22 protein-coding genes are annotated in these 25782 nt (G+C 44.1%); 13 read left to right on the top strand and 9 right to left on the bottom strand.

The annotated features are described in order from the left end of the window. The first annotated feature begins 178 nt into the window (after window positions 1-178). Genes tusD through I3255_RS05710 form a run of 4 tightly spaced genes read left to right on the top strand, consistent with a single transcriptional unit; the run spans window position 179 to window position 1758 of the window. Window positions 179-643, top strand: a complete 465-nt coding sequence (gene tusD / locus I3255_RS05725; RefSeq protein ID WP_238037723.1) for a sulfurtransferase complex subunit TusD — start codon at window positions 179-181, stop codon at window positions 641-643. Between the two features lie 52 nt (window positions 644-695). Then, on the top strand, window positions 696-1019 hold the full coding sequence (locus I3255_RS05720; protein WP_071001450.1) for a hypothetical protein: 324 nt from the start codon (window positions 696-698) through the stop codon (window positions 1017-1019). A 53-nt stretch (window positions 1020-1072) separates the two neighbouring features. Next, window positions 1073-1402: a hypothetical protein gene (locus tag I3255_RS05715; protein ID WP_238037720.1), complete on the top strand. Its 330-nt coding sequence runs from the start codon at window positions 1073-1075 to the stop codon at window positions 1400-1402. Continuing rightward, window positions 1402-1758: a TusE/DsrC/DsvC family sulfur relay protein gene (locus tag I3255_RS05710; RefSeq protein WP_238037802.1), complete on the top strand. Its 357-nt coding sequence runs from the start codon at window positions 1402-1404 to the stop codon at window positions 1756-1758. Before I3255_RS05715 ends, I3255_RS05710 begins: the two co-directional genes overlap by 1 nt. 125 nt (window positions 1759-1883) lie before the next feature. Here I3255_RS05710 and I3255_RS05705 read toward each other — a convergent pair whose 3' ends face one another. Continuing rightward, window positions 1884-2444, bottom strand: coding sequence for a tRNA (cytidine(34)-2'-O)-methyltransferase (locus tag I3255_RS05705; RefSeq protein ID WP_238037717.1), 561 nt, complete (start codon window positions 2442-2444; stop codon window positions 1884-1886). A 262-nt stretch (window positions 2445-2706) separates the two neighbouring features. Between I3255_RS05705 and I3255_RS05700 the strand changes: the two genes are divergently transcribed. Further along, window positions 2707-2847, top strand: a complete 141-nt coding sequence (locus I3255_RS05700) for an entericidin A/B family lipoprotein (RefSeq protein ID WP_201600641.1) — start codon at window positions 2707-2709, stop codon at window positions 2845-2847. A 107-nt stretch (window positions 2848-2954) separates the two neighbouring features. On the opposite strand, the gene hemW is transcribed toward I3255_RS05700, so the two are convergent. Then, on the bottom strand, window positions 2955-4220 hold the full coding sequence (gene hemW, locus I3255_RS05695; RefSeq protein ID WP_238037800.1) for a radical SAM family heme chaperone HemW: 1266 nt from the start codon (window positions 4218-4220) through the stop codon (window positions 2955-2957). Window positions 4221-4604: 384 nt separating this feature from the next. On the opposite strand from hemW, the gene I3255_RS05690 reads away from it, so the two are divergent. The 4 genes from I3255_RS05690 to accC all read left to right on the top strand — a co-directional run bounded on the left by I3255_RS05690 (window position 4605) and on the right by accC (window position 8973). Then, a complete protein-coding gene (locus I3255_RS05690; protein WP_238037715.1) occupies window positions 4605-5093 on the top strand; it encodes an EVE domain-containing protein in 489 nt (162 codons plus the stop codon). A 354-nt stretch (window positions 5094-5447) separates the two neighbouring features. Next, complete coding sequence (locus tag I3255_RS05685) at window positions 5448-6815, top strand: MATE family efflux transporter (RefSeq protein WP_238037796.1); 1368 nt, start codon at window positions 5448-5450, stop codon at window positions 6813-6815. Between the two features lie 242 nt (window positions 6816-7057). Further along, window positions 7058-7486 (top strand): acetyl-CoA carboxylase biotin carboxyl carrier protein, encoded by a 429-nt coding sequence (gene accB, locus I3255_RS05680; RefSeq protein ID WP_238037713.1) that lies wholly within the window; start codon window positions 7058-7060, stop codon window positions 7484-7486. 125 nt (window positions 7487-7611) lie between these two features. Next, complete coding sequence (gene accC / locus I3255_RS05675) at window positions 7612-8973, top strand: acetyl-CoA carboxylase biotin carboxylase subunit (protein ID WP_075106156.1); 1362 nt, start codon at window positions 7612-7614, stop codon at window positions 8971-8973. Between the two features lie 152 nt (window positions 8974-9125). Here accC and I3255_RS05670 read toward each other — a convergent pair whose 3' ends face one another. Together I3255_RS05670 and leuA are read right to left on the bottom strand one after the other, a co-directional pair. Then, entirely contained in the window at window positions 9126-9746 is a 621-nt protein-coding gene (locus tag I3255_RS05670; protein WP_238037711.1) for a hypothetical protein, read from the bottom strand. A gap of 279 nt (window positions 9747-10025) precedes the next feature. After that, a complete protein-coding gene (leuA, locus tag I3255_RS05665; protein ID WP_238037709.1) occupies window positions 10026-11810 on the bottom strand; it encodes a 2-isopropylmalate synthase in 1785 nt (594 codons plus the stop codon). A 220-nt stretch (window positions 11811-12030) separates the two neighbouring features. Between leuA and I3255_RS05660 the strand changes: the two genes are divergently transcribed. Beyond that, window positions 12031-12519 (top strand): Lrp/AsnC family transcriptional regulator, encoded by a 489-nt coding sequence (locus tag I3255_RS05660; RefSeq protein WP_238037707.1) that lies wholly within the window; start codon window positions 12031-12033, stop codon window positions 12517-12519. A gap of 23 nt (window positions 12520-12542) precedes the next feature. Here the strand turns inward: I3255_RS05660 and I3255_RS05655 are convergent, their stop codons facing one another. The 5 genes from I3255_RS05655 to I3255_RS05635 all read right to left on the bottom strand — a co-directional run bounded on the left by I3255_RS05655 (window position 12543) and on the right by I3255_RS05635 (window position 18743). Next, complete coding sequence (locus tag I3255_RS05655) at window positions 12543-13799, bottom strand: YbfB/YjiJ family MFS transporter (protein ID WP_238037705.1); 1257 nt, start codon at window positions 13797-13799, stop codon at window positions 12543-12545. 127 nt (window positions 13800-13926) lie between these two features. Continuing rightward, entirely contained in the window at window positions 13927-15270 is a 1344-nt protein-coding gene (locus tag I3255_RS05650; RefSeq protein WP_238037703.1) for an AarF/ABC1/UbiB kinase family protein, read from the bottom strand. Between the two features lie 81 nt (window positions 15271-15351). Continuing rightward, window positions 15352-16143, bottom strand: a complete 792-nt coding sequence (locus I3255_RS05645; protein ID WP_238037701.1) for a HesA/MoeB/ThiF family protein — start codon at window positions 16141-16143, stop codon at window positions 15352-15354. A gap of 46 nt (window positions 16144-16189) precedes the next feature. Beyond that, window positions 16190-17062 carry a peptide chain release factor N(5)-glutamine methyltransferase gene (prmC, locus tag I3255_RS05640; RefSeq protein WP_238037699.1) on the bottom strand — a complete coding sequence of 291 codons (873 nt, stop codon included), beginning with the start codon at window positions 17060-17062 and terminating at the stop codon, window positions 16190-16192. Between the two features lie 52 nt (window positions 17063-17114). After that, a complete protein-coding gene (locus I3255_RS05635) occupies window positions 17115-18743 on the bottom strand; it encodes an MFS transporter (RefSeq protein ID WP_238037697.1) in 1629 nt (542 codons plus the stop codon). A gap of 763 nt (window positions 18744-19506) precedes the next feature. Here I3255_RS05635 and katG point away from each other — a divergent pair. From katG to I3255_RS05620, 3 genes are all read left to right on the top strand, one after another. Continuing rightward, entirely contained in the window at window positions 19507-21690 is a 2184-nt protein-coding gene (katG, locus tag I3255_RS05630; protein WP_238037794.1) for a catalase/peroxidase HPI, read from the top strand. A gap of 375 nt (window positions 21691-22065) precedes the next feature. Continuing rightward, window positions 22066-22995 (top strand): LysR substrate-binding domain-containing protein, encoded by a 930-nt coding sequence (locus I3255_RS05625; protein ID WP_201600607.1) that lies wholly within the window; start codon window positions 22066-22068, stop codon window positions 22993-22995. 203 nt (window positions 22996-23198) lie between these two features. After that, window positions 23199-25727, top strand: coding sequence for a membrane-bound PQQ-dependent dehydrogenase, glucose/quinate/shikimate family (locus I3255_RS05620; protein ID WP_238037694.1), 2529 nt, complete (start codon window positions 23199-23201; stop codon window positions 25725-25727). Window positions 25728-25782 lie beyond the last annotated feature (55 nt).

Raw genomic sequence — 25782 nt, 5'->3', positions numbered from 1 at the left:
ACGCACCTTTATACTCCATAAAAATAGCATTTTGGCTCAATAGTATTAAGAAATATTAAAGCTCGACTATAAATCGACTAGACTGCTTCACACAAAACAGTTATAGCCTTTCAATAATACTGTCTCACCCTTATAACACTCTCTAAACGCTTATTTATAATATGTGATACTGCCCTCTATGACTACTACCCCGCTACTACTCATTACCGCTGACCCTAGTCACCCATTAGCGCATTTAGCATTACGATATGCGCGCGCGTACCTTAAGAGCGCATCGGCTGATCATAATATCGATAGTCATGCAGACGATATCGTCAACAAAGAAGACATCGACAATCCTAACACCAAACGGGCGTTGCTCAATGTCTTTTTTTATGGGGATTCGGCGCATCTGGCGAATCGGCTACGCTGGCAGTCCGCTGATCAAATGAATTTGACCAAAGAGTGGCAAATGTTGGCTGAACAATATCAGTTACCACTGCCTGTTTGTGTCAGCACAGCTCTTAGCCGCGGTGTGAGTGACGCGGATAACAGTACCCGTCATCAGCTTGATGGTGACAATCTGGCGACAGGATTTACGTTGGTGGGACTCAGTGAACTCGCTCTGATGATGCAGGATGGCTGCCGTTTAATACAGTTTTGATAGCGCATCTATTACGACATTAGCCTGCGATAAATATATTTAGGAATACATGATGAGATTATTAATCCAGCTGCATACACCCACCGAAGCAGCAAGCTATGAGGGCTGTGCATTGGCACTGACATTAGCGACATTCGGTCATGAAGTGCAGCTGTACTTGGATGCACCTGTTTTTGGCTTATTGATGCAGCCTGAATCACGTTTGCACGGTATGATTCAGTCGCTTGATCTTTACGACATGCCAGCGGCTTGGCTACCTGATGATGTCTTTAGTGGTTGGGTGATCGGGATGCTGCCAGTAGATCTGACTTCACAGCTCATGCTGGTGCCAGAAATGATCCGCTCGCAAGATTTTGAGCAGATTTTAACTTTTTAATTGGCAATATAATCAGACTTATAAAATAATAAAGCACACACTTGGACACTGTTATGGCAACTTTATATCAATTACACAGCACGATGGATACCCTCAGGCGCAGTGCTGAAGAGATGTCTCGCACTTGGCGCACTGGCGATAGTATTATCTTAATTGGTACCACAGCCGCTTTTATCGACTGGCTTAATGCTTATTTGAATGATAGTGAAATAGATGGTATTGCAGGTATTTATGCATTAGCGGATGATATAGCGCAGCTGACGGCGAATACCACTGGCAAGCTAAATTTAGAGAGCAAATTGACTGGTATTTTAACGGATGAAGAATGGATTAGCCTATCTCAGGATAGCCAGTTTGATAAAGTGGTGACGATTGCCTTATGATGACTCATACCTCTACGACAACTCATATTGCCACAGCATCGAGCGATATTGCTTTAGATCAAGATGGTCATTTGTGTGACCATACGATTTGGACACCTGATATCGCACAGCAACTGGCAGACACACTAGATGTCAGCTTAACGAGTGAGCACTTACAAATCTTGCAGCAAGTGCGCGCGTTTTTCATCAAGTTTAATCATGCACCAGCGACACGCCCATTGATTAAATGGCTACAGAAAACCCTGCCTGAGCACGACATCAGCAATCAAAAGCTACAGCAGCTATTTAATACTGGTTTGGTGGCACGCCATGTCAATCGCTTAGCTGGACTGCCAAAGCCGCCCAACTGTTTATAAACGATAATATACTCTAGACATCGTACTAGATACTCGCCATATATGAATGGGCAGTATCTAACTGCTCATTCAACACACAGAGATTTCCAAGTCTGTCGCCATTGTTTAAGTATTGAATTACATAGCTATTTTGGGTCATAGACCGTCAAGGTCTCATAGCCAATACTACGACCTTCATCACCCAAGAATCCTTGCTGTCGCCATATTTCATACAAGCATATGGCGACACTATTGGATAAATTTAGACTGCGCGAATCAGCCAACATTGGTAATCTCAACCAGTTATCGGCACCGATATCTTCACGGATATCATCTGCCAGACCTGCTGTCTCAGAACCAAAGACTAGCGCGATATTGGGCATGGCTTTCCTATCAAGCTTCTCACTGTCTACTTGCCCACCAAAATCATAATCATAGAATGGTTTGCTCAGTTTGGTTGTTAAAGCCGTGACAATATGGCAGTCGGCTACTTGCAGCGCCTGCCGTGCGGCTGTCCAATCATCATGTACCTGCAAATGTGCGTATTCATGATAATCAAGGCCTGCGCGGCGTAGTTTCTTATCATCAAGCTCAAACCCTAACGGTCTGACTAAATGCAGCTGCGCGCCGCTGTTGGCACACAAACGAATAATGTTGCCAGTATTACTCGGCATTTTTGGGGCGACCAACACGATATGAATGGTCATATTTGTTTACTCCACAAATGGTCGATGCTCTATTATTTAAATTTATGAGCGGTAGGTAATTAAAAGTTACAGTTTACTGCCAATAATTACATTTTGATACTGTGCAGGGTTTTTAACTTTCACTATGATGTCTGTAATGGATAGCGAGATAGCATTTATGTATGACTGCCTCATCCAATACCCCTTCAGTGATGCCTGAACCTGCCGTTTAGCCTCACTGTTGTTATTTATAAACCATCCATTTATCTTTGAGGATATTATTATGAAAAAAGTAATCATCGCATCTTTAGCTGCTATGTTTGTTCTAACTGGTTGCAACACGTTCAAAGGCTTGGGCCAAGACGTATCAAGCGCTGGTAATGCTGTATCTGGTAGCGCACAAGAAGTACAAAACAAAATCTAAGGTTTGATTGTTTTAGATTTTTTGAGGGACTTACTGTTTTGTAAGTCCTTTTTTTGGTCACGGATTCTTTGTTCTAATTAGTTACTACACATCCACTTTATCAGATACTATAAAAAAGCACGCAGTATTTGATTAAGATAACGCTGACCTAACAATGTTGGTTGTAACTGAGTTTTACTATCTAGCAGTAGCCCTTTCTTAATCAACTTGTCTACTTGTGTGGTAACGCTTTCAAGCTTAAGTCCTGTTCTCTGCTCAAATAACGCCCAAGCAACACCGCCATGTAAGCGCAGTACATTTAACATAAACTCGCTAACGAGCTCATCTGTATCGATTGCTTGCCAACCAACCATTTTTGGTACGTTTTGAGTGCTCTTGGATTTTTCTGTCTCTATATCTCCTACATAATCTTTTGGCAAACGTGATTTGCTAAAACGATAGATACCTGATTCTGCTAACAAATCGTTTTCTGATTTATCACTTTCTTTTGACGGTGCGCTACCTCTGTCTGCGTGACAATCAATCGTCACTTTACCATGTGCACCAGCACCTATCGCTAGATAGTCGCCAAACTGCCAATAGTTGATATTGTGACGGCAAGGCTTATCTGACTCGCCCGCCCATGCAGAAACCTCATAATTGCTGTACCCCAATTGCTGCAACAGCGTTTGCCCCGCTTGTTCGATATCTGCCAAGTTGTCTTCATCGGGTAAAATAGGCTGGCTACGATAAAACACCGTGTTAGGCTCAATCGTTAATTGGTACCATGAGATATGCGTTGCGCCAGCATCGTGCGCCATTTGAATGTCATTTAATGCTTCGTTCATGGTTTGCTGCGGCAGACCATGCATGAGATCGACATTGACTCGCGTAAATCCAGCAGCCCTAGCAGCACGAATCGCTGATAACGCTTGTACAGGATCATGGATACGTCCAAGCACTTTGAGCTTATCAGCGTCAAAGCTCTGTACGCCGATAGATAATCGATTGATACCAACCTCTAGATACTGAGCAAATGGCGCATGCTCAAGTGTCCCTGGATTGGCCTCCATCGTAATCTCGATGTCCTCTGCAAATTCAAAACATGACCGCAAACCAGAAAACAGTCGCTGATACTGAGCAATTGGCAATAGTGATGGTGTGCCACCGCCAATAAATATTGAGCTGATTTGACGCCCTTGCGCCAATGACTGTTGCATATTCGCATCCAAAAGGAGCGCATCGACATAGTCATCATACATAGACAACTGACTGTCTATAGGAAGCTCATGCGAGTTGAAGTCGCAGTAAGGACATTTTTTCACACACCATGGGATATGGATATAGAGCGACAGTGGAATGCTCGTCACCTCTACAACGCTAGTATCTGTCATCTTTTCTGCGAGTTGCAACGTATCAAGGTTATTCGGCGAGCTATCAGCATTCATTTTGGACATAAATAAACTTATTGTGTAATGGGCAATGATGATCAGTATCAAAAGTATCGCTAGGATAACGGCTAGATGATATAAAGAAAAGCCTAACTAACGTAAAACTATTAACAAAGCCACGCATAAAGCCACGTACAAACTCCCTATTCACTATGGTAACTTGCAGGCAGTATATAAAGATACTATTAACCGTACAGCATCCAAAGCGCAGCGCTGTATTCAGAATATAACCATTACATTTGCGGCGCGCTTGAAAGCTGGTTAATAAAAAACGCACCCTGACAATGTTAAATATTAAATGTAAAAATGAAGCAAAGGATAAGACATATGGCTTATTGGCTAATGAAATCAAACCCAAAGTTTTTTGGTATTCACGATTTACAACGATTGGATACAGATAGCTGGGATGGCGTCCGTAACTACCGTGCTCGCAACTTTATGCGTGACGATATGAAAGTCGGTGATAAAGTGTTCTTTTATCATTCTAGCGCAAGACCCTCTGGTGTGGCTGGTATTATGACGGTCAGTCAAGCAGGCTACCCTGACCCCACTCAATTCCACCCCGAGCATCGTCACTATGATCCTATTGCAACCGAAGAAGAGCCACGCTGGTATATGGTTGATCTCACTTTTGAGCAAGCTTTTACAGAGGTATTGCCGTTATCAGAGCTGAAATTTTTGCCTGCGCTTGAGGATTCATTACTACTGAGAAAGGGCTGCGAGCAATTAACGGTCATTCCATTAGAGCCCAAACACTGGCACGCGATTATAGACATGGCTGAGACACTCAAGCTACTGCCAGAACACACCGATTAGCTCGACCCTTTATCTACTGAATTTACTGATTATCAATACCTAGGTAAAACAAGCTTAAGATGAATGCTCACATAGTATCTCTAAATCGTTGACATCATAGTCTGGCTTCTTTACCATCTTATGTGTATATGACCTGTCAATCTACTGCTTGGATTGACGGGTTATTTTTATTTTAGTGCCTTCACTTTTATTTTCTTACTCCGTCTGTATAAGCTTGCTCATATTATTTATCGGAGTATCATCGTCGGCACGACTCTTCTCATACTGTGTCAATATTGAATTGACGACGATATTTACTTGTTCATCGTTACTACCTTCATAACAATTATCGCAAAGAATAAAAAGTTGCTTACCATGGTTTTCCCATTATCTTTCAGAGACTTCAAAAGCTACAGTTTACGCTTAGGGGTACTCGCTCTACCTATCTTGATTACTCAGTTTTGCCAAGCAGCGCTTGGGGTTGTCGATGCTATTATGGCAGGCCAAGTATCCGCGCTTGATTTGGCGGCCGTAGCAGTTGGATCTGGCATTTGGCTACCGCTGTTTTTGTTAGCAACAGGTGTATTGATTGCCACTACCCCTCTCATTGGTGAGGCTGTCGGTCAAGACCAGCATCATCAGGTTCCTCATATTACTCAGCAGTCCTTGTGGACAGCAGGCGCTCTTGGCCTTATTGGTTTTATTGTTGTCAATTTGGCACCTAATGTCCTTGGCATCATGGGTGTTCCTAAAAACATTCAGCCTATAGCAACACAATATTTGCATGGTGTGTCTTTTGGTTTTCCTGCATTAGCTGTCTATGCTGTGTTACGCAGTTATTGCGAAGCGCTTGGTCGACCTGAGCCGGTGACGGTTATTAGTATTGTCGGTCTACTCGCCGATATTCCTCTGAACTATATTTTTATCCATGGTTTATTTGGTATGCCCGAGATGGGCGGTGCAGGCTGCGGTGTGGCGACCGCATTGGTACTATGGATCAACGTCCTGTTGCTGGCTATTTATACCAGCTTTACTAAGCGACAAGAGTTTGCTAGCACTCGCTTTTTTTATGGTTTTACTAGCCCAAATCGCACACAGATCAAAAAACTTCTAAAATTGGGTATTCCTATTGGTGTCTCTATCTTTTTTGAGGCCAGTTTATTTAGTTTGGGCGCTCTTGTTATCAGTCCGCTAGGAGAGCTTGCAACAGCGTCGCATCAAGTGGCTTTATCAGTAACGTCACAGCTATTTATGATACCGATATCCGTCGCGATGGCACTCACCATTATGGTCTCAAATCGTTATGGTCAAAAAAACCTCTTAGCACTTCGCCAAGTACAAGCCACTGGACTTGTCTGGACAGTATTGATTGCGCTCACTTGTATGCTTGGCATATGGCTATTTAGACCAGAGCTGGCAGCAGCATTTACCGATAATCCAGCGGTTAGAGCGGAGTCTATGCATTTGCTCATCTTTGCCCTTGCTTATCAGTTATTTGATGGCTGGCAGGTCAATGTCGCTGGTATATTACGCGGTATGCAAGACACCACCATACCGATGTGGGTAACGCTTTTTTGCTATTGGTTAGTGGCGCTACCACTGGGTATCTATTTAGTGCGTTTCACTGATGTTGGCGCTCAAGGCTTTTGGATGGCATTAATCACAGGCCTATTCTTATCTTCTATTCTATTGACACTTCGGCTGCGCTATCAACAAAGACGTTTAACAACGCTTTGGGGTTGAAACTGATTGATTAAAACGTCACATCTCATAACCATTGCTAGCGATACTTAGTCACATAGACTATGATGAATCGTAGATGATTTCTTACTGAAAACATGGCTTACGTCAAAATATGTAAAAAATCTCAGTTAACAACTGTACATTGATTGCTCATTGCTCTGAATCTAGGTATCATTAGCAACTAATTAGACAATATTTAGTTACACTATTTCTCGAATTTAGTACAAGGTCAGATAAAAACTATGGATATTGAAAAAATACGCACCCTCATCGCCCTTATGGAAGAAAGTGAACTGGTTAACTTAGAAATCAGTTCAGACGACGAGCATATTAGCTTAACTCGTCACTATGATGCGCCTGCACCAGCCATGATGGCAGCGCCAACTGCTAGCGCAGCGCCTGTTGCTGCTGAAGGAAAACCTGCGGAAAAAGCGGGTAGCGTCGAAAACTCGCCGATGGTTGGTGTTTTTTATTCAGCGCCAAGTCCTAACGACCCACCATTTGTAAAAGTTGGTCAAAAAGTTCAAGCGGGTGATACTCTAGGTATTATCGAAGCGATGAAAATCATGAACCCTCTTGAAGCGACTCAAAGTGGTATTGTTGACGAAATCTTGGTAGATAATTCTGAAGTCGTACAGTTCGGCCAACCTGTCATACGTTATAAAGCGTAACGATATTTGCCATACTTTATTTCATTATGGCTGGTTTTTGATATACATATCGCATCGAAGTCAAATAACAGAGTGCCATATATCAAGACTCAGTCAATAACTGATGCTTCGACAAGGATGAACCCATGATAAAAAAATTGCTCATTGCCAATAGAGGTGAGATTGCCCTGCGTATCGTTCGAGCTTGCAAAGCGCTAGGTATCGAAACGGTAGGCGTCTACTCTACTGCTGATGCCAACTTGATGCACCTGCGCTTTGTTGATGAGGCAATTTGTATTGGTAAGCCTAATGCCAATCAAAGTTATCTTGATATTAATACTATCTTAACTGCTGCTGAAATCACTGGCGCGGATGCTATTCATCCGGGTTATGGTTTTTTGTCTGAAAATGCTGAGTTCGCTGAGCGCGTAGAAGAAGCAGGATTGACTTTCGTTGGCCCCAATGCTGATCATATTCGCTTGATGGGCAATAAAGTCTCTGCCATTAACGCCATGAAAAAAGCGGGCGTACCAACTGTACCTGGTTCTGTGGGTGCCGTTACTCTACATAATGCTGAAGAACAAGCACGTAATATTGGTTTTCCGCTATTGATTAAAGCGGCCTCTGGCGGCGGTGGACGCGGTATGCGCGTCGTTGAGCGCTTTGATGAGCTGGTCGGTCAAGTACAAGCTGCTAAGCAAGAAGCTGAGCTCTGGTTCGGTGATGACACCGTCTATATGGAACGCTATCTACAAAACCCGCGCCACGTAGAAGTACAGGTACTGGGTGATGGTAATGGTAATGCTATCCATCTATATGACCGTGATTGCTCATTGCAACGTCGCCATCAAAAGGTACTAGAAGAAGCGCCTGCTCCAGATATCCCAGATGATGTCCGCGAACCCATCTTAAAAGCATGCGTGAAAGCCTGTGAGCTTGTGAAATACCGCGGCGCTGGTACGTTTGAGTTTTTGTTTGAGAATAATGAATTTTTCTTTATTGAAATGAATACTCGAGTGCAAGTTGAACATCCAGTAACCGAGATGATTACTGGTATCGACGTCGTCGTTGAACAGCTAAAAATTGCAGCCGGCTATGGTTTATCTTATCGTCAAAGTGAGATTGAAATCCAAGGTCACGCGATTGAATGTCGTATCAATGCTGAAGATCCAGCAACTTTTGTTCCTTGTCCTGGTACTGTCAATCAACTATTTGCGCCAAGTGGCGCAGGTGTACGATTCGATTCGCATCTATACCCTGGCTATGAGATACCGACTTACTATGATTCACTCATTGGTAAGCTTATCTGCCATGGTCAGACTCGCCAGCAAGCCGTTGCTAAGACCATACATGCACTTGATGAGTTGATTATTGAAGGTATCAAAACCAATATACCGCTACATCGTGATGTGATTTTGGCAGATGAGAATTTTGCCAAAGAAGCACAAAACATTCATTATCTTGAGCGAGAAATGTTGACTGCGAATAAAGCTAAGAAAGAGGCGTAGAACAAAACGATTATAAATCGTAAAAAGTTCATCAACTCTTATTTAAAGAGCAGTACCAAAAGCTAAGTATAAAAAAAGCCGCTATCGATATAGCGGCTTTTTTGTCATCAGTAGATGTCAAATAATCTGTGCAATATGATAAAAGCCACTTATCATGGCAATACTCTATTGAAAGTCATAAAGCACTCTGTACCGTCAGGATCAGCGCACCACTGCATCTGATTGCCGTCATGATACAAAAATGCGATCAATGCTTCATCAGTTTGATCAATCTGATTGCCTGAGCAATCTACTTCATTGTTATCATAGACCGTTTTGATAGCGATAACTGGCAGTCCTTCTTCACGATGTGTGACTAGATAGCGACCGTACGTCCACTCTTTACCACTGACCGCCCACATCTCATTATCCGCACCAAAATTATATAGCTCACGGCACTGATTCGACTTGTTGACTGACGCCATTAAGTCTTTACTGCTAGTCGGTTTAATGTTTAGTATGCGTGCTTCACTTTGAGTGATTATGCCACCGTCCATATCAGCTACCACCTTAGGCTCTGCCCTGTTTTTTTGCAGACTATTCGATGATGCCGCTTGCTGAGCTTTTGCGTCTTTGGTCATGGTGATAGAACTGTTTAAATCTATCTCCCATTGTCCTGCAATAGCTGGACTGATATGCGTAGTGATTGTCGGCTCAGTAACCGTCTCACCATTCACTGGCAATGAAGCCAGAATAGATGCCAATGTAAATGAAGCAAATGATATAGGTTCCATGATTAACCTTTTATTTATAATATTTTATATACATTAGCGTAAGTCGTAGACACCAAAAACACAAGTAACATTATGCTATTGGACAAAATACTCTAATCCAAACGATAACCAAAACCTTAGTCAGTAATGACGTTAAAGTAAGATAATGCCCGATAATCTAGCCACTTTCTACTGATAAAAAAATAACACCGTAGCTTTTCTTGTTGAGTACAAGGAGCGACGGTGTTATATATTTATAAAATTAAGACCAGTAAAGTATCACGGTATAGCTATTTAATACTAAGCCGCTTCTACATTCAATGCTTGAGCAAAGGCTGATAACGCCCCTTTTAGCATGGCTGAGACTGTACTACTACACGTACCAATGCCAGAGTACACTTCACCATCTACATTCAACTGAATATAAGCAGCGGCATTTGCATTGGTCTTATTATCACTATTGGTATCATCATCGATACCGTTACCACTGTTATGATGCGGGTTAATGGCATGCTCTGCATAGTTAATAATATGCAATGATTTACCCGTGTGCTGTGCAAGACCGTCGATAAACGATGATAATGGACCATTACCCGTACCATCGATATCAATGGTGTCATTATTCATCTGTACTTGGCCGCTAAAATACACCTCACCGCCTTTATTATTGACACTATAATCTAGTAACTCAAACTTGCCTTGCTGCAAGTAGGTATTTTCAAAGGTTTGTAAAATTTCATCATTTTGCAATTCACGAGCAACCGCTTCCGCTTGCTTTTGTACCACACGGCTAAAGTCAATCTGCATCCAACGTGGTAGGTTAAAGCCATAATTACGTTGCAAGATATACGCAACACCACCTTTGCCCGACTGGCTATTGATACGTACCACATCTTGATAGCTACGACCAATGTGCGCCGGATCGATCGGCAAATAAGCCACATCCCACACGTTGTCAGTCTCAGTTTGGTTGTTTTCATTGTAATCGAGTGATTTTTTGATGGCATCTTGATGTGAGCCGCTAAAGGCGGTAAAGACCAATTCACCCACATAAGGATGGCGCGGGTGTAGCGGTAAGTTATTGCACTCGCTCACAACCTGTACGATTTCACTCATATTGCTAAAATCAAGCTCAGGATCGATACCTTGGCTAAACAAGTTCATGGCCATGACCATAATGTCCATGTTACCTGTACGCTCGCCATTACCAAGCAACGTGCCCTCAATACGATCTGCACCTGCCAACACACCCAATTCGGCCGCGGCTACAGCACAGCCACGGTCATTATGAGTATGAAGACTAATAATGACATGCTCACGCTGAGGAAGATTGCGGCAGAAGTACTCTACTTGATCCGCAAAGACATTAGGCATAGATGCTTCAACAGTCGCTGGCAAGTTAAAAATCACCTCTTGGCCTTGTTGTGGTTGCCAAACATCACAAACCGCATCACAAACCTCTACTGCATACTCAGTCTCTGTTTGACTAAAGCTCTCTGGCGAGTACTGAAACACCCACTCAGTCTCAGGGTATTTGGCCGCATACTCTTTCAATAGTTTGGCGCCAGTGATAGCAATTTCTTTAATTTCGTCTTTGTTTTTGGCATAGACTTTTTCGCGTTGTACACGGCTGGTTGAGTTGTAGACATGGACGATGGCACGTTTTGCACCTTTTAATGATTCAAAAGTACGGGCGATCAAATGCTCACGCGCCTGTACCAACACTTGTAGCGTCACATCATCAGGCACGTGGTTTTCTTCGATAAGTTTACGGGTAAAATCAAATTCAACCTGCGCCGCTGACGGAAAACCAATCTCAATTTCTTTAAAGCCAACCTCTACTAGTGTTTCAAAGAAACGCATTTTTTGTTCAATCGTCATCGGATCAATCAGTGCTTGGTTACCATCACGCAGATCCACACTTGCCCATATTGGCGACTTCTCAATTGTTTTGCTCGGCCATGTACGATCTGGCAGCGATGGCGCAAAGGCAAATGGACGGTATTTACGGAAGTCGAAAGCGGCATTTTTTGGTGTGATCTTTGCAGTCCCAGTGGCTGCAGTATGCGTGGCTTGGTCAGACATAATCAATCCTTAGATGATATGGTTATTTGTATATTTAGCTAGGCGATTAGCTGTTGGTTAAATTTTTATTTATCATACGGGGTAACGAGTAGTTACACCATAATAATAGCAAAGTTTAGCGAATAGAAACCTGCTATTTTTTATTTTATTTTCTATATTATTAGTGGAAAAACCTATTTTATTTATTATAATCGAATAAATTCACTATCAAGGCGGCAAAATGCCAGAAAATTACATAGGAAGTGCAGATACGGCAAATATAGATGACATCGATAAGCAGTTATTGCGCTTGTTGCAGACGCAGGCACGTATGAGTATCACGGAGCTGGCTGAGCGCGTTAACCTTTCTGCCACCCCTTGCGCACGTCGTATTAAACGCTTGGAAGATGCAAACATTATCACGGGTTACTACACCAAAACAGATGCGCAAAAACTTGGCTATCCGCTTGCCGTGTTTATCGCTATCAGTATGGATCGTCATACGGCTGAGCGTTTTGAGCATTTTGAGCGCAGGGTTCAGAGTTTTGAGGAAGTCGTGAGCTGTAGTATTGTCACAGGACGTACAGAGGACTACCTGATTAAAGTCAGAGTACGTGATATGGCGCATTATGAGGAGTTTTTATTGCATCGCCTCAATCGTATTGAGGGTGTTGCTCAAGTGCACACCAGTTTTGAGCTGCGAGAGGTATTTAGCCGTAGCGTCGTATAAAAGCGTTGAAGGCGTTAAAAATGCTAAGCGAGCATTGGTGATTGTCTACGAAACAATATGATTAGGATCAATCCAATCATCAATCCAATAGCAGCGACCAGTAAGCCTGCATTGAAGTTGCCATCCTGCCCTGCTAGCGCGACCGTTACCAAAGGTCCCAAGAATTGCCCTAGTGCATAGGCGAGCGTCGCCAAGGCAATCAGCAGATTGGAATAGGTAGGATTGATATTTTTAAACAAAGTGAGGGTCATCGATACCATACCGACGAAGGTCAATCCCAAGATCGCCGCATTGGCGTACAACCCAACTGCCCCCTCCAGCCAAATTGGCAAGCACATACCCAATGCTTGTAATACCGTCAGACCCATGAGGGTTTTGGTCTCACCAATGCGTTTGGCAAGTGCGCCCCATAACGGGTTTGATAGCATCGCAAAAATACCAACCACCAACCAAATCATCAACCCAGCATAGGTCTGCGTCGTTAAGCGCTGCGCTGCCATAACGGGCAGGAAAGTTGCTGAGCTGATATAGCCAAATCCTGCCAATATATAACTCATAAAAAGTAACGCAAGCGCTTTATGGTGTCCAGCAATCGCTTCATATAAAGAGCGTTTGAACCTCAAATAACCCTGATAAACGGACACGTGCTGATCATAGTCGGTCCGCTGTGACTCCGAACTATTTACTGTTTTGGGTTTTATTGCGTAGAGGAGCCATATGAGCGGTAAACTGGTGCAGCCTGCAACCAGCCAAATCACATCAAAATGATAGCCTAGTATCAAAAGCCACCATGTCACAATGGCAGAAGCACTAATACCGACACCAATGCCTGCATAATGTACGGCCGATAGTATAGAACGGCGCTCGGGACTCAAGTTTTGAATCACAAACGATGAGCTTAGAATCATCGCCACTCCGCTTGCAATACCTGCGATTAGGCGAATGATATACCATAACGTGAGCGACATATTTGGTACGACGAGTAGCATCGTTGTGACAACACTTATAATCGCCCAAAGCGTCATCGCCTGCCATGTCGCACGCTGAGGCACAAACATAGCAATGAGGGCACCGATAAAGTAACCGATATAGTTGATTGATGCTAGCCAGCCAGCAATCGTCGTTGATAGTGACAATTGCACCATAATATCAGGTAGAGTGGCGGTAAAGAGGAAGCGTCCATAGCCCATGACAACTGCCATGCAGTACATACCGATACAGGCAATGGCCGCTTCATTGGTGATGGTAGGAGCGACACGGCTTTTAATAGCAGTCATCATGACAGCGCCATTTTTGTGGCAATTAGCACACAATCCTTTGTGTTAGACGATTAAAAACAGTGGTAAATGAGAGCAAAGATAAAACAGGTATTGGTACTATTGGGACATCATAAAATAAAAACAAACCCTACAATACATCTAACGTGGTTGTCTCTATCGTATCCTGTCCTAGCATTTGTACACGCTGGTCACTAAACATATCCATATCAGGCGCTAGCGTACGCATGAACCGATCAAAATATAACATCTGCTTGGTCAGTAAGGCAAAGTCACGCGGGAAATGAATACCATGACGTTTGCCAACTTCGACAATTTCAAGCATCATTTTATTGAGCTCGTCGGCCTGCTCTTTACTATTAAACGGTACGCCGCTGGTAAAGGTCTTATCTTCTGCCATGATCGTTATCATCATGCGCTCTAAATCATTACCCAAAGCTACCACATCGACTTTATTGCCGCCATGCGTCATTTCCATGTCAATCATATGACGTGCCATCGCTTGATAGTCACTGTCTTGCATCGCTTGCATCATACCCATGCACGCACGCCAGCTCTCGGCTTTGAGTTTACCGACAATACCAAAGTCTAAGAAACCAATACGTCCATCGGTTAATAGCATCAAGTTGCCCGCATGCAGGTCAGCATGGAAACTATTGCACAGCATGAGGCTGGCAAACCAGGTGTTTAATGTATCTGCCATGATTTGCGCAGGATCGCTGCAGTACTGACGCATGAGCGACTCATCAACCATAGAAACCCCGTATAGGCGGCTCATCGTCAATACACGCTTGGTAGTCAACTCTTCATACACGGTTGGTGCCACGACCCGAGTATTACCTGATACCGCTAAGAACTGCTGAAAATCGCGGATGTTTTGTGCTTCCGCGATAAAATCAGTCTCGGCAAGCATACGCAGGCGAATCTCATCGATAATCGGCGCGATACTGGCAAACTTCATCGATGGCATCACTATTTCAAGCAGCTTGGTCACGCCGTGTAATACGCCTAAGTCGGTCTGCATAATCGTCTCGACACCAGGCTTTTGCACCTTTAATACCACTTCATCACCATTGTGCAAACGGGCAGAATGCACTTGAGCGATAGAGGCTGATGCTAGCGGCTCTGAGTCAATATATTCAAACTTGTCATCAAGACTCATACCATCAGTCGCCAGCTCTTCTTTTAGCACCTGCTCGATATAAGCATAAGACAATGGCGTGGTTTGATCCAAGCAGCTCTGGAAAGCGGTAACATAATCACGTGGAAACAGTGACGGCGTACTCGCGATGAACTGACCGATTTTGATATAAGTCGTCCCTAGCTGCTCAAAGGTCTCTTTGAGTAGCATCGCATCAGGCTTCTCCCCTTTTGCGACTCTCAGCGCAGACAGACCTGCGACACTTGCGGTTTGGCGAACACGGTTGACGACATTAAAGGTATGCTTTAATAAATGCGGACGATGAATTTTCATAAAAAACAACTATGGTAATAGAAAGGATTTGAAAATAGATAATTTTGAAAATAGACTAAAAATAGATCAAAGGCTTATTATTCAATCAGCGCTGCTACAGACGGGGCATTCTGGATCTTTTCTGTAACCCATTAGCCGTTGCTGCATCTGTCTACCATCCCATATAAGCAGTTTATTTGTCAGTGGATTTTTGGTTAATCCCAAATATTGCAAGGCGGTATTGGCTTGCAGGTTACCCATAACCGCAGTGGTACTCGCAAGCACACCTGAATTGGCACAAGTCCGCTCATCGGCAACCTCATCATGCACAAGCGCGCCAAACACGCAATGATAGCAACCTGTGTCCAGATGTGGCTCAAACAGCGCCAGCTGCCCTTGCATCGCAATTGCTGAAGCAGATAATAATGGAATCCGATAACGGACGCTAATGCGATTGATGACGTCACGAGTCGCAAAATTATCCGTACAGTCTAGTAATAAGTCTGGCTTACCAGAGGCTAGATTGAGCAATTCATAAGCAGTGTCTTCATCTAACCGCGCCACGGTGCCGTAAGCTTCTATCAAAGGATTGATACGCGCCAGCATAGCCGCTGCTGTCAGCGCTTTGGACTGACCGATATCTTCTGGCAAAAACAGCGTTTGTCGTTGTAGATTGCTTGCCTCGATCGCATCATCATCGATCAGATGCACATAACCAACCCCTGCACGCGCTAGTGTCTCAGACGCTGGACAGCCAAGGCCGCCTGCCCCTATCATCACCACGCGTGCTGACTTTAGTCGCAGCTGAGCATCCATATCCCAACCGTCCAGTAGTATTTGCCGTGCATAACGGAGTAGCTCATCATCTGATAGCTGTACCATCTCTTCTACCATATTTATTCACAACCTATCATTAAAGAAGCCTACTCGTAAAACCTATCTATGGGCATTGCCCTAGCGTGACGCGATCATTACCACCATAATCTTGTACCGTGTGTACTGATTCAAAGCCGCTGTCTAAAAATAGCTGCCGAACCGCAGTCCCTTGATCATGGCCATGCTCGATCGCCAATAGTCCATCTGTACGCAAGTACTTCGGTGCCTGCACAACGATATGCTCGATATCAGCCAAACCATGGTTGGGTGCACTCAGCGCACTAATCGGTTCAGCGGTTAGTCCCGCCAAATGCTCGTCTGCCTCATCAATATAGGGTGGATTCGAGACAATCACATCAAACCAATGCTCATCACCAGTGGGTAGCGCTTGATACCAGCTGCTTTGGATAAATTCAACATGGCCAACATCGTTACTCACAGCGTTGTGCTGAGCAACTTTGAGCGCATCAAGCGATAGATCAACCGCTACCACTTGCCAATCAGCCTGCTTTAATTCATGAGCAAGACTAATCGCAATACAGCCTGACCCTGTTCCTAAATCCAGCAATCGCTTATTATCGACACGTGTTGTCTGAGCATTTATCCAATTTAACACCTGCTCGACCAAAACCTCAGTATCAGGCCTAGGTATCAAAGTATGCTCATTGACGCTAAAATTCAGCGACCAAAACTCCTGCTGTCCAGTCAGATAAGCAAGCGGCATTCCTTGCTGCATCTTTACTACACCAGCATTGAACTGTGCAAGCTCACTATCGGTTAGTTGATAGTCGTCATCCGTCATCAAAAACAGTTTTGGCTTATCAATGACATGTAATAACCAGTCCGTTAGCCAAAACGATGGCATCTGACTGCTCGTATTACCATTCATCAGTTGCCCAATTTTCTGCTTGATTTGACGAATGGTCAATGCTGTCATAAGTGACTCTTAAAGATATTGTGAATGTATAAATGCGAAAGTACTGCCGACGCTACTCTGACGCGCGCGGTGGCTCATTGGTATCGGTCAGGTTTGGATTTGTCTTTGTTAATTTGTCATTATCACCGTATATATCGTCATTATCACCAATGACAATGTGTTTATCGACCAAATAGATTAAGATCAAAATTGGCACACCAATCGCAAAGGTAAAAATAAAGAAAAACGGATAGCCCATATTGTCTACAACAGCACCAGAGTAACCACCCATCACTTTCGGTATCAGCGTCATCAACGATGAAAAGATAGCATACTGTACCGCCGTAAAACGAATCGAGGTCAAGGCAGATAAGAAAGCGATGAATACAGCGCTAGCAAGACCTGCCGCCAGATTATCAAAAATCACTGCCACATACATATGCGGTAAGCTACCGGGATGGTAAGTGAGCAGGACAAATAATAGATTCGTCACACAAGCCAAGATGGCACCGACCATCATCGCCTGCATCATACGCATCTTTTGAGCCAAAATACCACCCAAAAAACCACCCGCAATAACCATGATGACACCGACTAACTTCACTGCATTGGCAATGTCTGTCTTGCTAAAACCCATGTCTTGATAAAAGACATTCGAGATAACCCCTGCTACGATATCAGAAATACGGTACAACCCAATCAAGGCCAATAACAATAATGCTTTTTTACCATAACGACGGAAAAAATCAACGACTGGTTCAACCCAAGTGGTATAAGCCATTTCTTGTTTGACCACGCCTACTTTGACAGACAGGTAACCCACAACCGATGCCACCAATAGGCTTGCTAAGAGGTGAACCACTTCAAGTAAAAAAGCAAACATCACACTGTCTGTCTCTGGCAGCAACGCACCAACATTGACAAAAGCAATAATAAAAGCGGCGACCGACAATATAAACACCAGTACCAAACGGGCATAGTCCGAGGCGGGACGATCAATACGTACCTGCTCACTCACAGGCTCCCGAATTATCAGCGTGGTCAACACACCTACGCCCATCACCGCTGCCATAATCCAATAGGTGTTGCGCCATGCTTCATAACTATAAAACTCTTCGGTCGAACCGAAATAATCTGCCAAATATAAGGCACCGGCGCCTGCAAAAATCATCCCTAAACGGTAGCCTGCGGTATACATCGCTGACAATACTGACTGAAAACTCGCAGGGGCAAGCTCAATACGATAAGCATCGACCACAATATCTTGCGTAGCGGATGAAAAGCCCAATAGCACGGCTGCCATTGCCATATAGTGCAAACTGCTCTCATCGGTCGGATTGATACTGGCCATCATATAAATCGCCAAAATAATCAAGAGCTGTGCAATCAAAATCCAGCTACGACGGCGACCCAATAATCTAGTTAATATCGGTAGCGGCACCGCATCCACTAAGGGCGCCCAAATGAACTTGAACGAATAACCCAATGCTGCCCAACTAAAAGTTGTCACCACACTGCGATCAAATCCCGCCTCACGCAGCCATAACGACAAGCTGGAGAAAATAAGCAAAATAGGAATACCAGCCGCAAAACCCAAAAACAGCATGATCATAGCACGCCGATCAAGATAGGCTTTCGCCGCCTCGCCCCATGATTTTTTGGCAATGGGAGGTTTGGGTGGTACAGATTTGACAGCAGACATAATAACTCACCAACAATTGAGACAAATAACACAACTGCGCACAATTTTTATCAATCTTTAGAATCAGTTATCCATAAAAAGATCGATAAAAATTGCTCTACGTTGCACCAATATGATCATTACAACAAAATTCAGTTATGGTACTTGAGAACCTCTACCTTGACTAGATGTTTTTGCATTAACTCATTGATTCTGGCACTTTCACAACAGCTTATATTTCGCGATAGTAACGCAGATTATAGCAATCTTTCACTATGGTTAAATCAGTCCTTAGTTTTCTTACTACTTACTCTCATCAAAGATGTCTGACAACGCTTTCATTTATCGGTAATATGTAGATAGAGGTAGGATCAATACAAACTTGATCGGCTTATTACTGTCCTACCTAGTAACAAGAGCAATGGCGTTAATAGCAAGCTGAATGAGGTACTACACCAAGACTTAATGATTAATAATTTAAAACTTATAATTCTTATATATTAGTTTTATAAATACACAGTGCTTCGTTATGCTCTTTATATCAACAATGATTATCTCGATTGACTACTCGTTCTTTTTATTATCATAGCCTAGGAGTTCTACCATGTCCGACTCAACCCAAGCCCCAACTGATAAAAACACAGCGCAAGATACTGCCGGCTGTCCTGTGAACCATGGCGATAACAACGCACCAACTAACACAACCTATGATCAAGGTGATGATAAGGGACCGACGATTCACAGTGAAAACGTCGATCAGACACACGCACCGCAGCGCCCTAGTATGGGTGGCTGTCCTGTCATGCATCAAGCGCATACTACCACAGCCTCTACTGCGACAGACTGGTGGCCAAACAGCTTAAACCTAGACATATTGCATCAGCAAGACAAAAAGACTGATCCAATGGGAGCAGACTTTGATTATGCTGAAGCTTTCAAACAACTTGATTTAGAAGCCGTCAAAACGGATTTGAAAAACTTGATGACCGAGTCACAAGAATGGTGGCCAGCAGATTGGGGGCACTATGGTGGCTTAATGATTCGTATGGCATGGCACTCGGCGGGTACGTATCGCGGAGCCGATGGTCGCGGCGGTTCTAATACTGGTAATCAACGTTTTGCGCCGTTAAATAGCTGGCCGGACAACGTCAACCTAGACAAAGCCCGTCGCCTACTGTGGCCCATTAAGAAAAAGTACGGCAATAAACTGTCGTGGGCGGATTTGATGATTTTGGCAGGCAACATGGCCTATGAATCTATGGGCTTTAAAACGCTAGGCTTTGCTGGTGGTCGCGCTGATATCTGGCATCCAGAAAAAGACATCTACTGGGGTTCTGAACGCGAATGGCTGGCACCGACCGAAAACCGCTACGATAGCGATGAAGATCGTGCCTCCCTCGAAAACCCACTGGCAGCGGTACAAATGGGCTTGATCTACGTCAACCCTGAAGGGGTCGATGGCAACCCTGATCCATTAAAGACCGCTCAAGACATGCGTACGACGTTTGCACGTATGTCAATGAACGATGAAGAAACGGTTGCCTTGACCGCTGGTGGTCATACTGTTGGTAAGTGTCACGGTAATGGCGATGCGACGACACTAGAAGACGAGCCAGAAGCGGCAGACGTCAAAGAGCAAGGTCTAGGCTGGCGCAATCCTAAAGGCAATGGCAATGCAGGTGATACTGTTTCAAGCGGTATTGAAGGCGCGTGGACAACCAATCCAACCCAATGGGATCACGGCTATTTTGAGCTCCTCTTGAATCACAACTGGGCATTAACCAAAAGTCCAGCAGGTGCATGGCAGTGGGAGCCCACTGACATAAAAGAAGAAGATCGTCCATTAGACGCTCATAATCCAAGTGTCCGCCGCAACCCAATTATGACCGACGCAGATATGGCATTGATAAAAGACCCTGTTTATCGCGAGATTTCAGAGAAATTCCATAACGACCCAGCGTATTTTGATAAAGTATTTGCCAAAGCATGGTTCAAATTGACTCACCGTGATCTAGGGCCTAAATCTCGTTACTTAGGGGCAGATGTACCGAGCGAAGACTTTATCTGGCAGGACCCTATTCCAGCAGGCAATACAGACTTGAATGCTGATGATATTGCGACGCTAAAATCGCAAATATTGAACAGTGATTTGAGCCGCCGTGAGTTGATCGTTACGGCATGGGACAGCGCACGTACATTCCGCGCATCAGACTATCGCGGCGGTGCAAATGGCGCACGTATCCGCTTAGCTCCACAAAAAGACTGGGCAGGAAATGAACCAGAGCAGCTGCAACGTGTGCTTGAGACGTTAACCAGCATTCAGTCTGATTTTAATAAAGACGTAAGTTTGGCCGATCTGATTGTGCTCGCTGGTAATGCCGCTATTGAGCAAGCAGCAAACGATGCAGGTGTAGATGTTACGGTACCGTTTACCGCAGGTCGCGGCGATGCAGAAGCAGCAATGACCGATGCAGAATCTTTCGCGGACTTAGAGCCACTGCATGACGGCTATCGCAACTGGGTTAAAGAAGACTACGCAGTCTCTCCTGAAGAGATGCTACTTGATCGTACTCAGTTGATGGGATTGACCGCGCCTGAGATGGTCGTATTGATTGGCGGTATGAGAGTCCTCGATACCAATCATGGTCAAAGCCAACAAGGCGTTTTCACTGAACGCGCTGGTGTACTAACCAACGACTTTTTTGTCAACTTAACAGATATGAACTACACGTGGCATCCTGTGAATGCAGCAGATAATACTGCCAACAACTACGAAGTACGTGAGCGTGGTACAGGAAATGTGAAATGGCAAGCCAGCCGTGTGGATTTGGTATTTGGCTCAAACTCTATTTTGCGTGCTTATGCTGAGCTATATGCACAGGACGATAACTTAGAGAAATTCGTTCGTGACTTTGTCAGTGCTTGGAGCAAAGTCATGAATGCGGATCGTTATGACGTTGCCGAGTAAGCGTTATTGATTAGATTAATGGATAGCGAGTAAGTCTATCAATCATGAACAGCTATCTTTTAGAAGGTAGCTGTTTTTTTATGCCTGTATACCTAAAGCTTAGATATTCAACAGTCTTAAATATTCTGAGTTACACACCCTATCTAAATAAATCAAATGACTAAAATTAAATGACTGTAAGAAATACTGTAAAAGCAAGAGGACTATAAAAACCTATATTCATAATTATCATAAATTGATAGCTATTTATTATATACAAGAATAATAGCTTTGTTTTACACTACGCTCTTATGGCACATTTGTACGTTTTTACTTTCATATACAAATCTTTCAGATATAGATAAGGTTTGTATTGTTACACAATAGGATTCAGTGATGGCAATCGATGTAGTAGTCAATCAGCGACATTTGCAAATTCAGCTCAAGCAGTTGGAAACAGTCTGGCATACGGTGATTAATGGCTATAACTTAAGTCAAGCAGCGACTGTGCTACACACCAGCCAATCAAGTTTGTCAAAGCATATCGCGGCACTTGAAAACCAACTGAAGACTGAAGTATTTATTCGTCAAGGAAAGCGTCTGACAGGCCTGACCACAATGGGTACGGCTCTTATGCCACATATCGAGTCCATCTTTGCTGAAATCCGTACGATTGAAAATTTAAGCCTAGATTTCAACAATCCTAATATCGGTACACTAACGATTGCGACCACTCACACGCAGGCACGATATGTCTTGCCGAAAGTAGTGAAAGAATTTAAAGATCGCTTTCCCAAAGTCAACTTGATCTTGCAACAAGCCGATCCTGAGACCATCGCACAGATGGTGATTCGTGGTCAAGCTGATATCGGTATCGCAACCGAGTCCTTACTTCATAATAACTATCTCAGATGCTACCGCTATTACGACTGGACACATCGTGTCATCGTGCCGAGCGATCACGAACTTGCCAAGCAAGACTCTATCGATTTGCCGACTCTTGCCAGCTATCCTATTGTGACCTATCACGGCGGCTTTACTGGACGCGGCGCGATTGATAAAACGTTTGAAGCAGCAGGTCTAGAGCCAGATATCGTACTCGCCGCGCTTGATGCTGACGTCATTAGTACCTATGTTGGACTTGGCTTAGGCATTGGTATTATTGCCGAAATGGCATTTGAACCGAGTCATTATCAGAACCTAACTGCCATACCAGTCGATCACTTCGGGCGCTTCACCAGTTGGATGGCGGTGCGTGATGATGCGGAAATCCGCCAATACGGTCGCGCCTTTATGGAGCTGTGTCAGAAACAATTTGACAACTAAAACAAAGGGGCTAAACCGCTAGCCTTACCTTACTCCACCTTTACCGAGCTTATGCATAAGTGATAAAATACAGTCTAGAACGTTATTCAACGTTTTATTTCGTCTTTATTTCTGCATGTATTGCTGGACGCCTAGACATTTAATTGTACTGGGTGTCGATCACTGCATGTCCATTTGCTTCTATGTAACAGGTGATACCGCTCATGGAAAAACTCGTAGCGATCATTATGGCAGTTTTTGCCGCCCCCTTACTTATTGGCGGCGCTTATCTGCTCTCTTTAGGCGGTAGTCCTTACTATCTTTTTGCTGGCGTTATGATGTTAACGACAGCATTTTTATTGTTAAAAAAACACTGGAGCGCTTACGGGGTGTACGCGATATTTATCGTCGTGACACTAGTATGGTCGCTTTGGGAATCTGGATTTTATTGGTGGGCGCTGGCAACTCGCTTGGGCTTCCCGCTAATATTTGGTTTGTTAATGCTTTTACCGTGGGTCTCTAAGAAGATGCACGGGCAACATGCTCAAGTAGCAACCACAAACAACGCTAAGAAAAATCCTCTTTATTATTGGGGACTAATGGCCAGTGTGGTTGTGGGTGCACTGCTCTCTTTCGGTAGTATGGCTAATAATGCCACCGACAAATTGGGCGAGCTCGATTTAACTGCCAAAGATGACGGCGATCAAAACGGCACTTCTGCAAACCTTGGTGATCCACTATCAAATGGCGAGCAAACACCAGATGGTGAATGGAGCGCTTATGGTCGTACTGATTATGGCCAACGCTACTCTCCTTTGACTCAGATCAATACTGATAATGTCAAAGATTTGGAGCTGGCGTGGCAAATCCAAACCGGTGATGTCAAAGGTCCTAATGATGTTGGCGAAACCACTTATCAAGCAACCCCACTAAAGATCGGCAATGCTCTTTATATGTGTACGCCGCATAACTGGGTGCTAGCATTAGATGCAGACTCTGGTGAGACCCTATGGAAGTTCGATCCTAAGGTTGGCGAAAACCTCCAACGTCAGCATCAAACTTGCCGTGGTGTCTCTTATTACGCTGGTCAAGCTGGTACAGATACTACCACTTCAGCAGTTAATGATCAGGTAAGCAGTGATAATGAAGTAGCTGTTGACAACAAAGCAACTGCGACCAGTACTGTGATGGCACAAAAAGTGGCTGGTAATACCTTTGAAAAAGCGTCTAAACAATGTGATGCTAAGATATTCATTCCAACTTCTGATGCCAAACTATACGCACTTGATCCAAATACTGGGCAACGCTGCCAGAATTTTGGTAAAGATGGTTCATTAGATTTGATGCACAATATGCCATATAAACAAGATGGCTATTACTATTCGACTTCTCCACCGATTGTCGTCGGCGACACGATTGTTGTGGCCGGTGCCGTTAATGATAACTATGATGTAAACTCACCTTCTGGTGTTATCCGTGCTTATAGTGTCAATACTGGTGAGCTATTGTGGAACTGGGATTCAGGCGATCCTGACAACACAGCGCCTTTCGATGTTAACGATCCCACTCAAACGTACAAAACCAGCTCACCAAACTCATGGTCAACAGCCAGTGCAGATGAAGAACTTGGTCTGATCTACTTCCCGATGGGCAACCGTGTACCGGATCAATTGGGTAGCTATCGAAACGCAGCTGAAGAAAAATACGCAACCTCTGTGGTCGCTTTAGACATTCAAACAGGTAAAGCACGTTGGGTTCAACAATTCGTACACCATGATCTATGGGACATGGATACACCTGCCCAACCAAGTCTGATTGATTTAAATACTGATAGCGGCGTTCAGCCTGCACTTGTTGTTCCTACCAAACAAGGCGACGTGTATGTATTGAATCGCGAAACAGGCGAACCAATCGTACCAATTAAAGAACGTGATGCGCCGCAAGGTTACCTGGTAGCGGGTGAACATGCTGCTCCGACGCAACCTTACTCTGGCTTGAGCTTTGAGCCGCCGATGTTGAAAGAAAAAGACATGTGGGGCGCTAGCCTTATCGATCAAATGATGTGCCGTATTGAGTTTAATCAACTTAACTATGATGGTCGTTATACACCGCCGTCAACCAATGGCAGCATCGTTTATCCTGGTAACTTCGGTACCTTTAACTGGGGTAGCCTCGCTGTTGACCCTGAAAATGGTGTGATGTTTGGTATGCCGACCTATTTGGCATTTACCTCAAAGCTGATTCCTAAAGAGTCACTAGGTGATGCTGAGACCAATAAAGGTGAACAAGGCGTTAATGCCAATGAAGGGGCCGGTTATGCAGTAGAGCTTGGGCCCTTCTTATCTCCTTTAGGTGTACCTTGTCAGCAGCCACCATGGGGTACGGTCGCTGCAGCTGACCTAGCCACAGGTGAGATTGCGTATCAACGCAAAAATGGCACGGTTCAAGACTTGTCTCCTCTACCATTGAAGTTTGAGCTGGGTGTGCCTGGTATCGGTGGCCCTATCATCACCAAAGGTGGCGTGGCCTTCTTGTCTGCTGCAACCGAAAACAACTTCCGAGCTTATGATCTAAAAAATGGCGATGTGCTATGGAATGTTCGTATTCCAGCAGGTGGTCAGGCTACACCTATGACTTACTTGAACTCTAAAGGCGAGCAAATGGTGGTACTGGTAGCTGGTGGACATGGTTCAGTAGGTACGAAGATTGGTGATTATGTTGTGGCTTATAAGCTTGGCGACCAAGCTAAATAATCGGTCTAAGTGATCGACTGCAATAACCACTCAGTTAAATAACGTCATTTTGAGA

Origin of the sequence: Psychrobacter sp. Ps6 (genome assembly GCF_022129235.1) — a bacterium.
Classification (GTDB): Bacteria; Pseudomonadota; Gammaproteobacteria; order Pseudomonadales; family Moraxellaceae; genus Psychrobacter.
Note: the sequence above shows the minus strand (reverse complement) of the source record. Positions and strands in the feature narration are given on the sequence as shown.

Excerpts from the sequence above, each read along its gene's own strand:
- tusD (WP_238037723.1), top strand. The coding sequence starts at position 179 with ATGACTACTACCCCGCTACTACTCATTACCGCTGACCCTAGTCACCCA.
- I3255_RS05720 (WP_071001450.1), top strand. The coding sequence starts at position 696 with ATGAGATTATTAATCCAGCTGCATACACCCACCGAAGCAGCAAGCTAT.
- I3255_RS05715 (WP_238037720.1), top strand. The coding sequence starts at position 1,073 with ATGGCAACTTTATATCAATTACACAGCACGATGGATACCCTCAGGCGC.
- I3255_RS05710 (WP_238037802.1), top strand. The coding sequence starts at position 1,402 with ATGACTCATACCTCTACGACAACTCATATTGCCACAGCATCGAGCGAT.
- I3255_RS05705 (WP_238037717.1), bottom strand. The coding sequence starts at position 2,444 with ATGACCATTCATATCGTGTTGGTCGCCCCAAAAATGCCGAGTAATACT.
- I3255_RS05700 (WP_201600641.1), top strand. The coding sequence starts at position 2,707 with ATGAAAAAAGTAATCATCGCATCTTTAGCTGCTATGTTTGTTCTAACT.
- hemW (WP_238037800.1), bottom strand. The coding sequence starts at position 4,220 with ATGACAGATACTAGCGTTGTAGAGGTGACGAGCATTCCACTGTCGCTC.
- I3255_RS05690 (WP_238037715.1), top strand. The coding sequence starts at position 4,605 with ATGGCTTATTGGCTAATGAAATCAAACCCAAAGTTTTTTGGTATTCAC.
- I3255_RS05685 (WP_238037796.1), top strand. The coding sequence starts at position 5,448 with ATGGTTTTCCCATTATCTTTCAGAGACTTCAAAAGCTACAGTTTACGC.
- accB (WP_238037713.1), top strand. The coding sequence starts at position 7,058 with ATGGATATTGAAAAAATACGCACCCTCATCGCCCTTATGGAAGAAAGT.
- accC (WP_075106156.1), top strand. The coding sequence starts at position 7,612 with ATGATAAAAAAATTGCTCATTGCCAATAGAGGTGAGATTGCCCTGCGT.
- I3255_RS05670 (WP_238037711.1), bottom strand. The coding sequence starts at position 9,746 with ATGGAACCTATATCATTTGCTTCATTTACATTGGCATCTATTCTGGCT.
- leuA (WP_238037709.1), bottom strand. The coding sequence starts at position 11,810 with ATGTCTGACCAAGCCACGCATACTGCAGCCACTGGGACTGCAAAGATC.
- I3255_RS05660 (WP_238037707.1), top strand. The coding sequence starts at position 12,031 with ATGCCAGAAAATTACATAGGAAGTGCAGATACGGCAAATATAGATGAC.
- I3255_RS05655 (WP_238037705.1), bottom strand. The coding sequence starts at position 13,799 with ATGATGACTGCTATTAAAAGCCGTGTCGCTCCTACCATCACCAATGAA.
- I3255_RS05650 (WP_238037703.1), bottom strand. The coding sequence starts at position 15,270 with ATGAAAATTCATCGTCCGCATTTATTAAAGCATACCTTTAATGTCGTC.
- I3255_RS05645 (WP_238037701.1), bottom strand. The coding sequence starts at position 16,143 with ATGGTAGAAGAGATGGTACAGCTATCAGATGATGAGCTACTCCGTTAT.
- prmC (WP_238037699.1), bottom strand. The coding sequence starts at position 17,062 with ATGACAGCATTGACCATTCGTCAAATCAAGCAGAAAATTGGGCAACTG.
- I3255_RS05635 (WP_238037697.1), bottom strand. The coding sequence starts at position 18,743 with ATGTCTGCTGTCAAATCTGTACCACCCAAACCTCCCATTGCCAAAAAA.
- katG (WP_238037794.1), top strand. The coding sequence starts at position 19,507 with ATGGGTGGCTGTCCTGTCATGCATCAAGCGCATACTACCACAGCCTCT.
- I3255_RS05625 (WP_201600607.1), top strand. The coding sequence starts at position 22,066 with ATGGCAATCGATGTAGTAGTCAATCAGCGACATTTGCAAATTCAGCTC.
- I3255_RS05620 (WP_238037694.1), top strand. The coding sequence starts at position 23,199 with ATGGAAAAACTCGTAGCGATCATTATGGCAGTTTTTGCCGCCCCCTTA.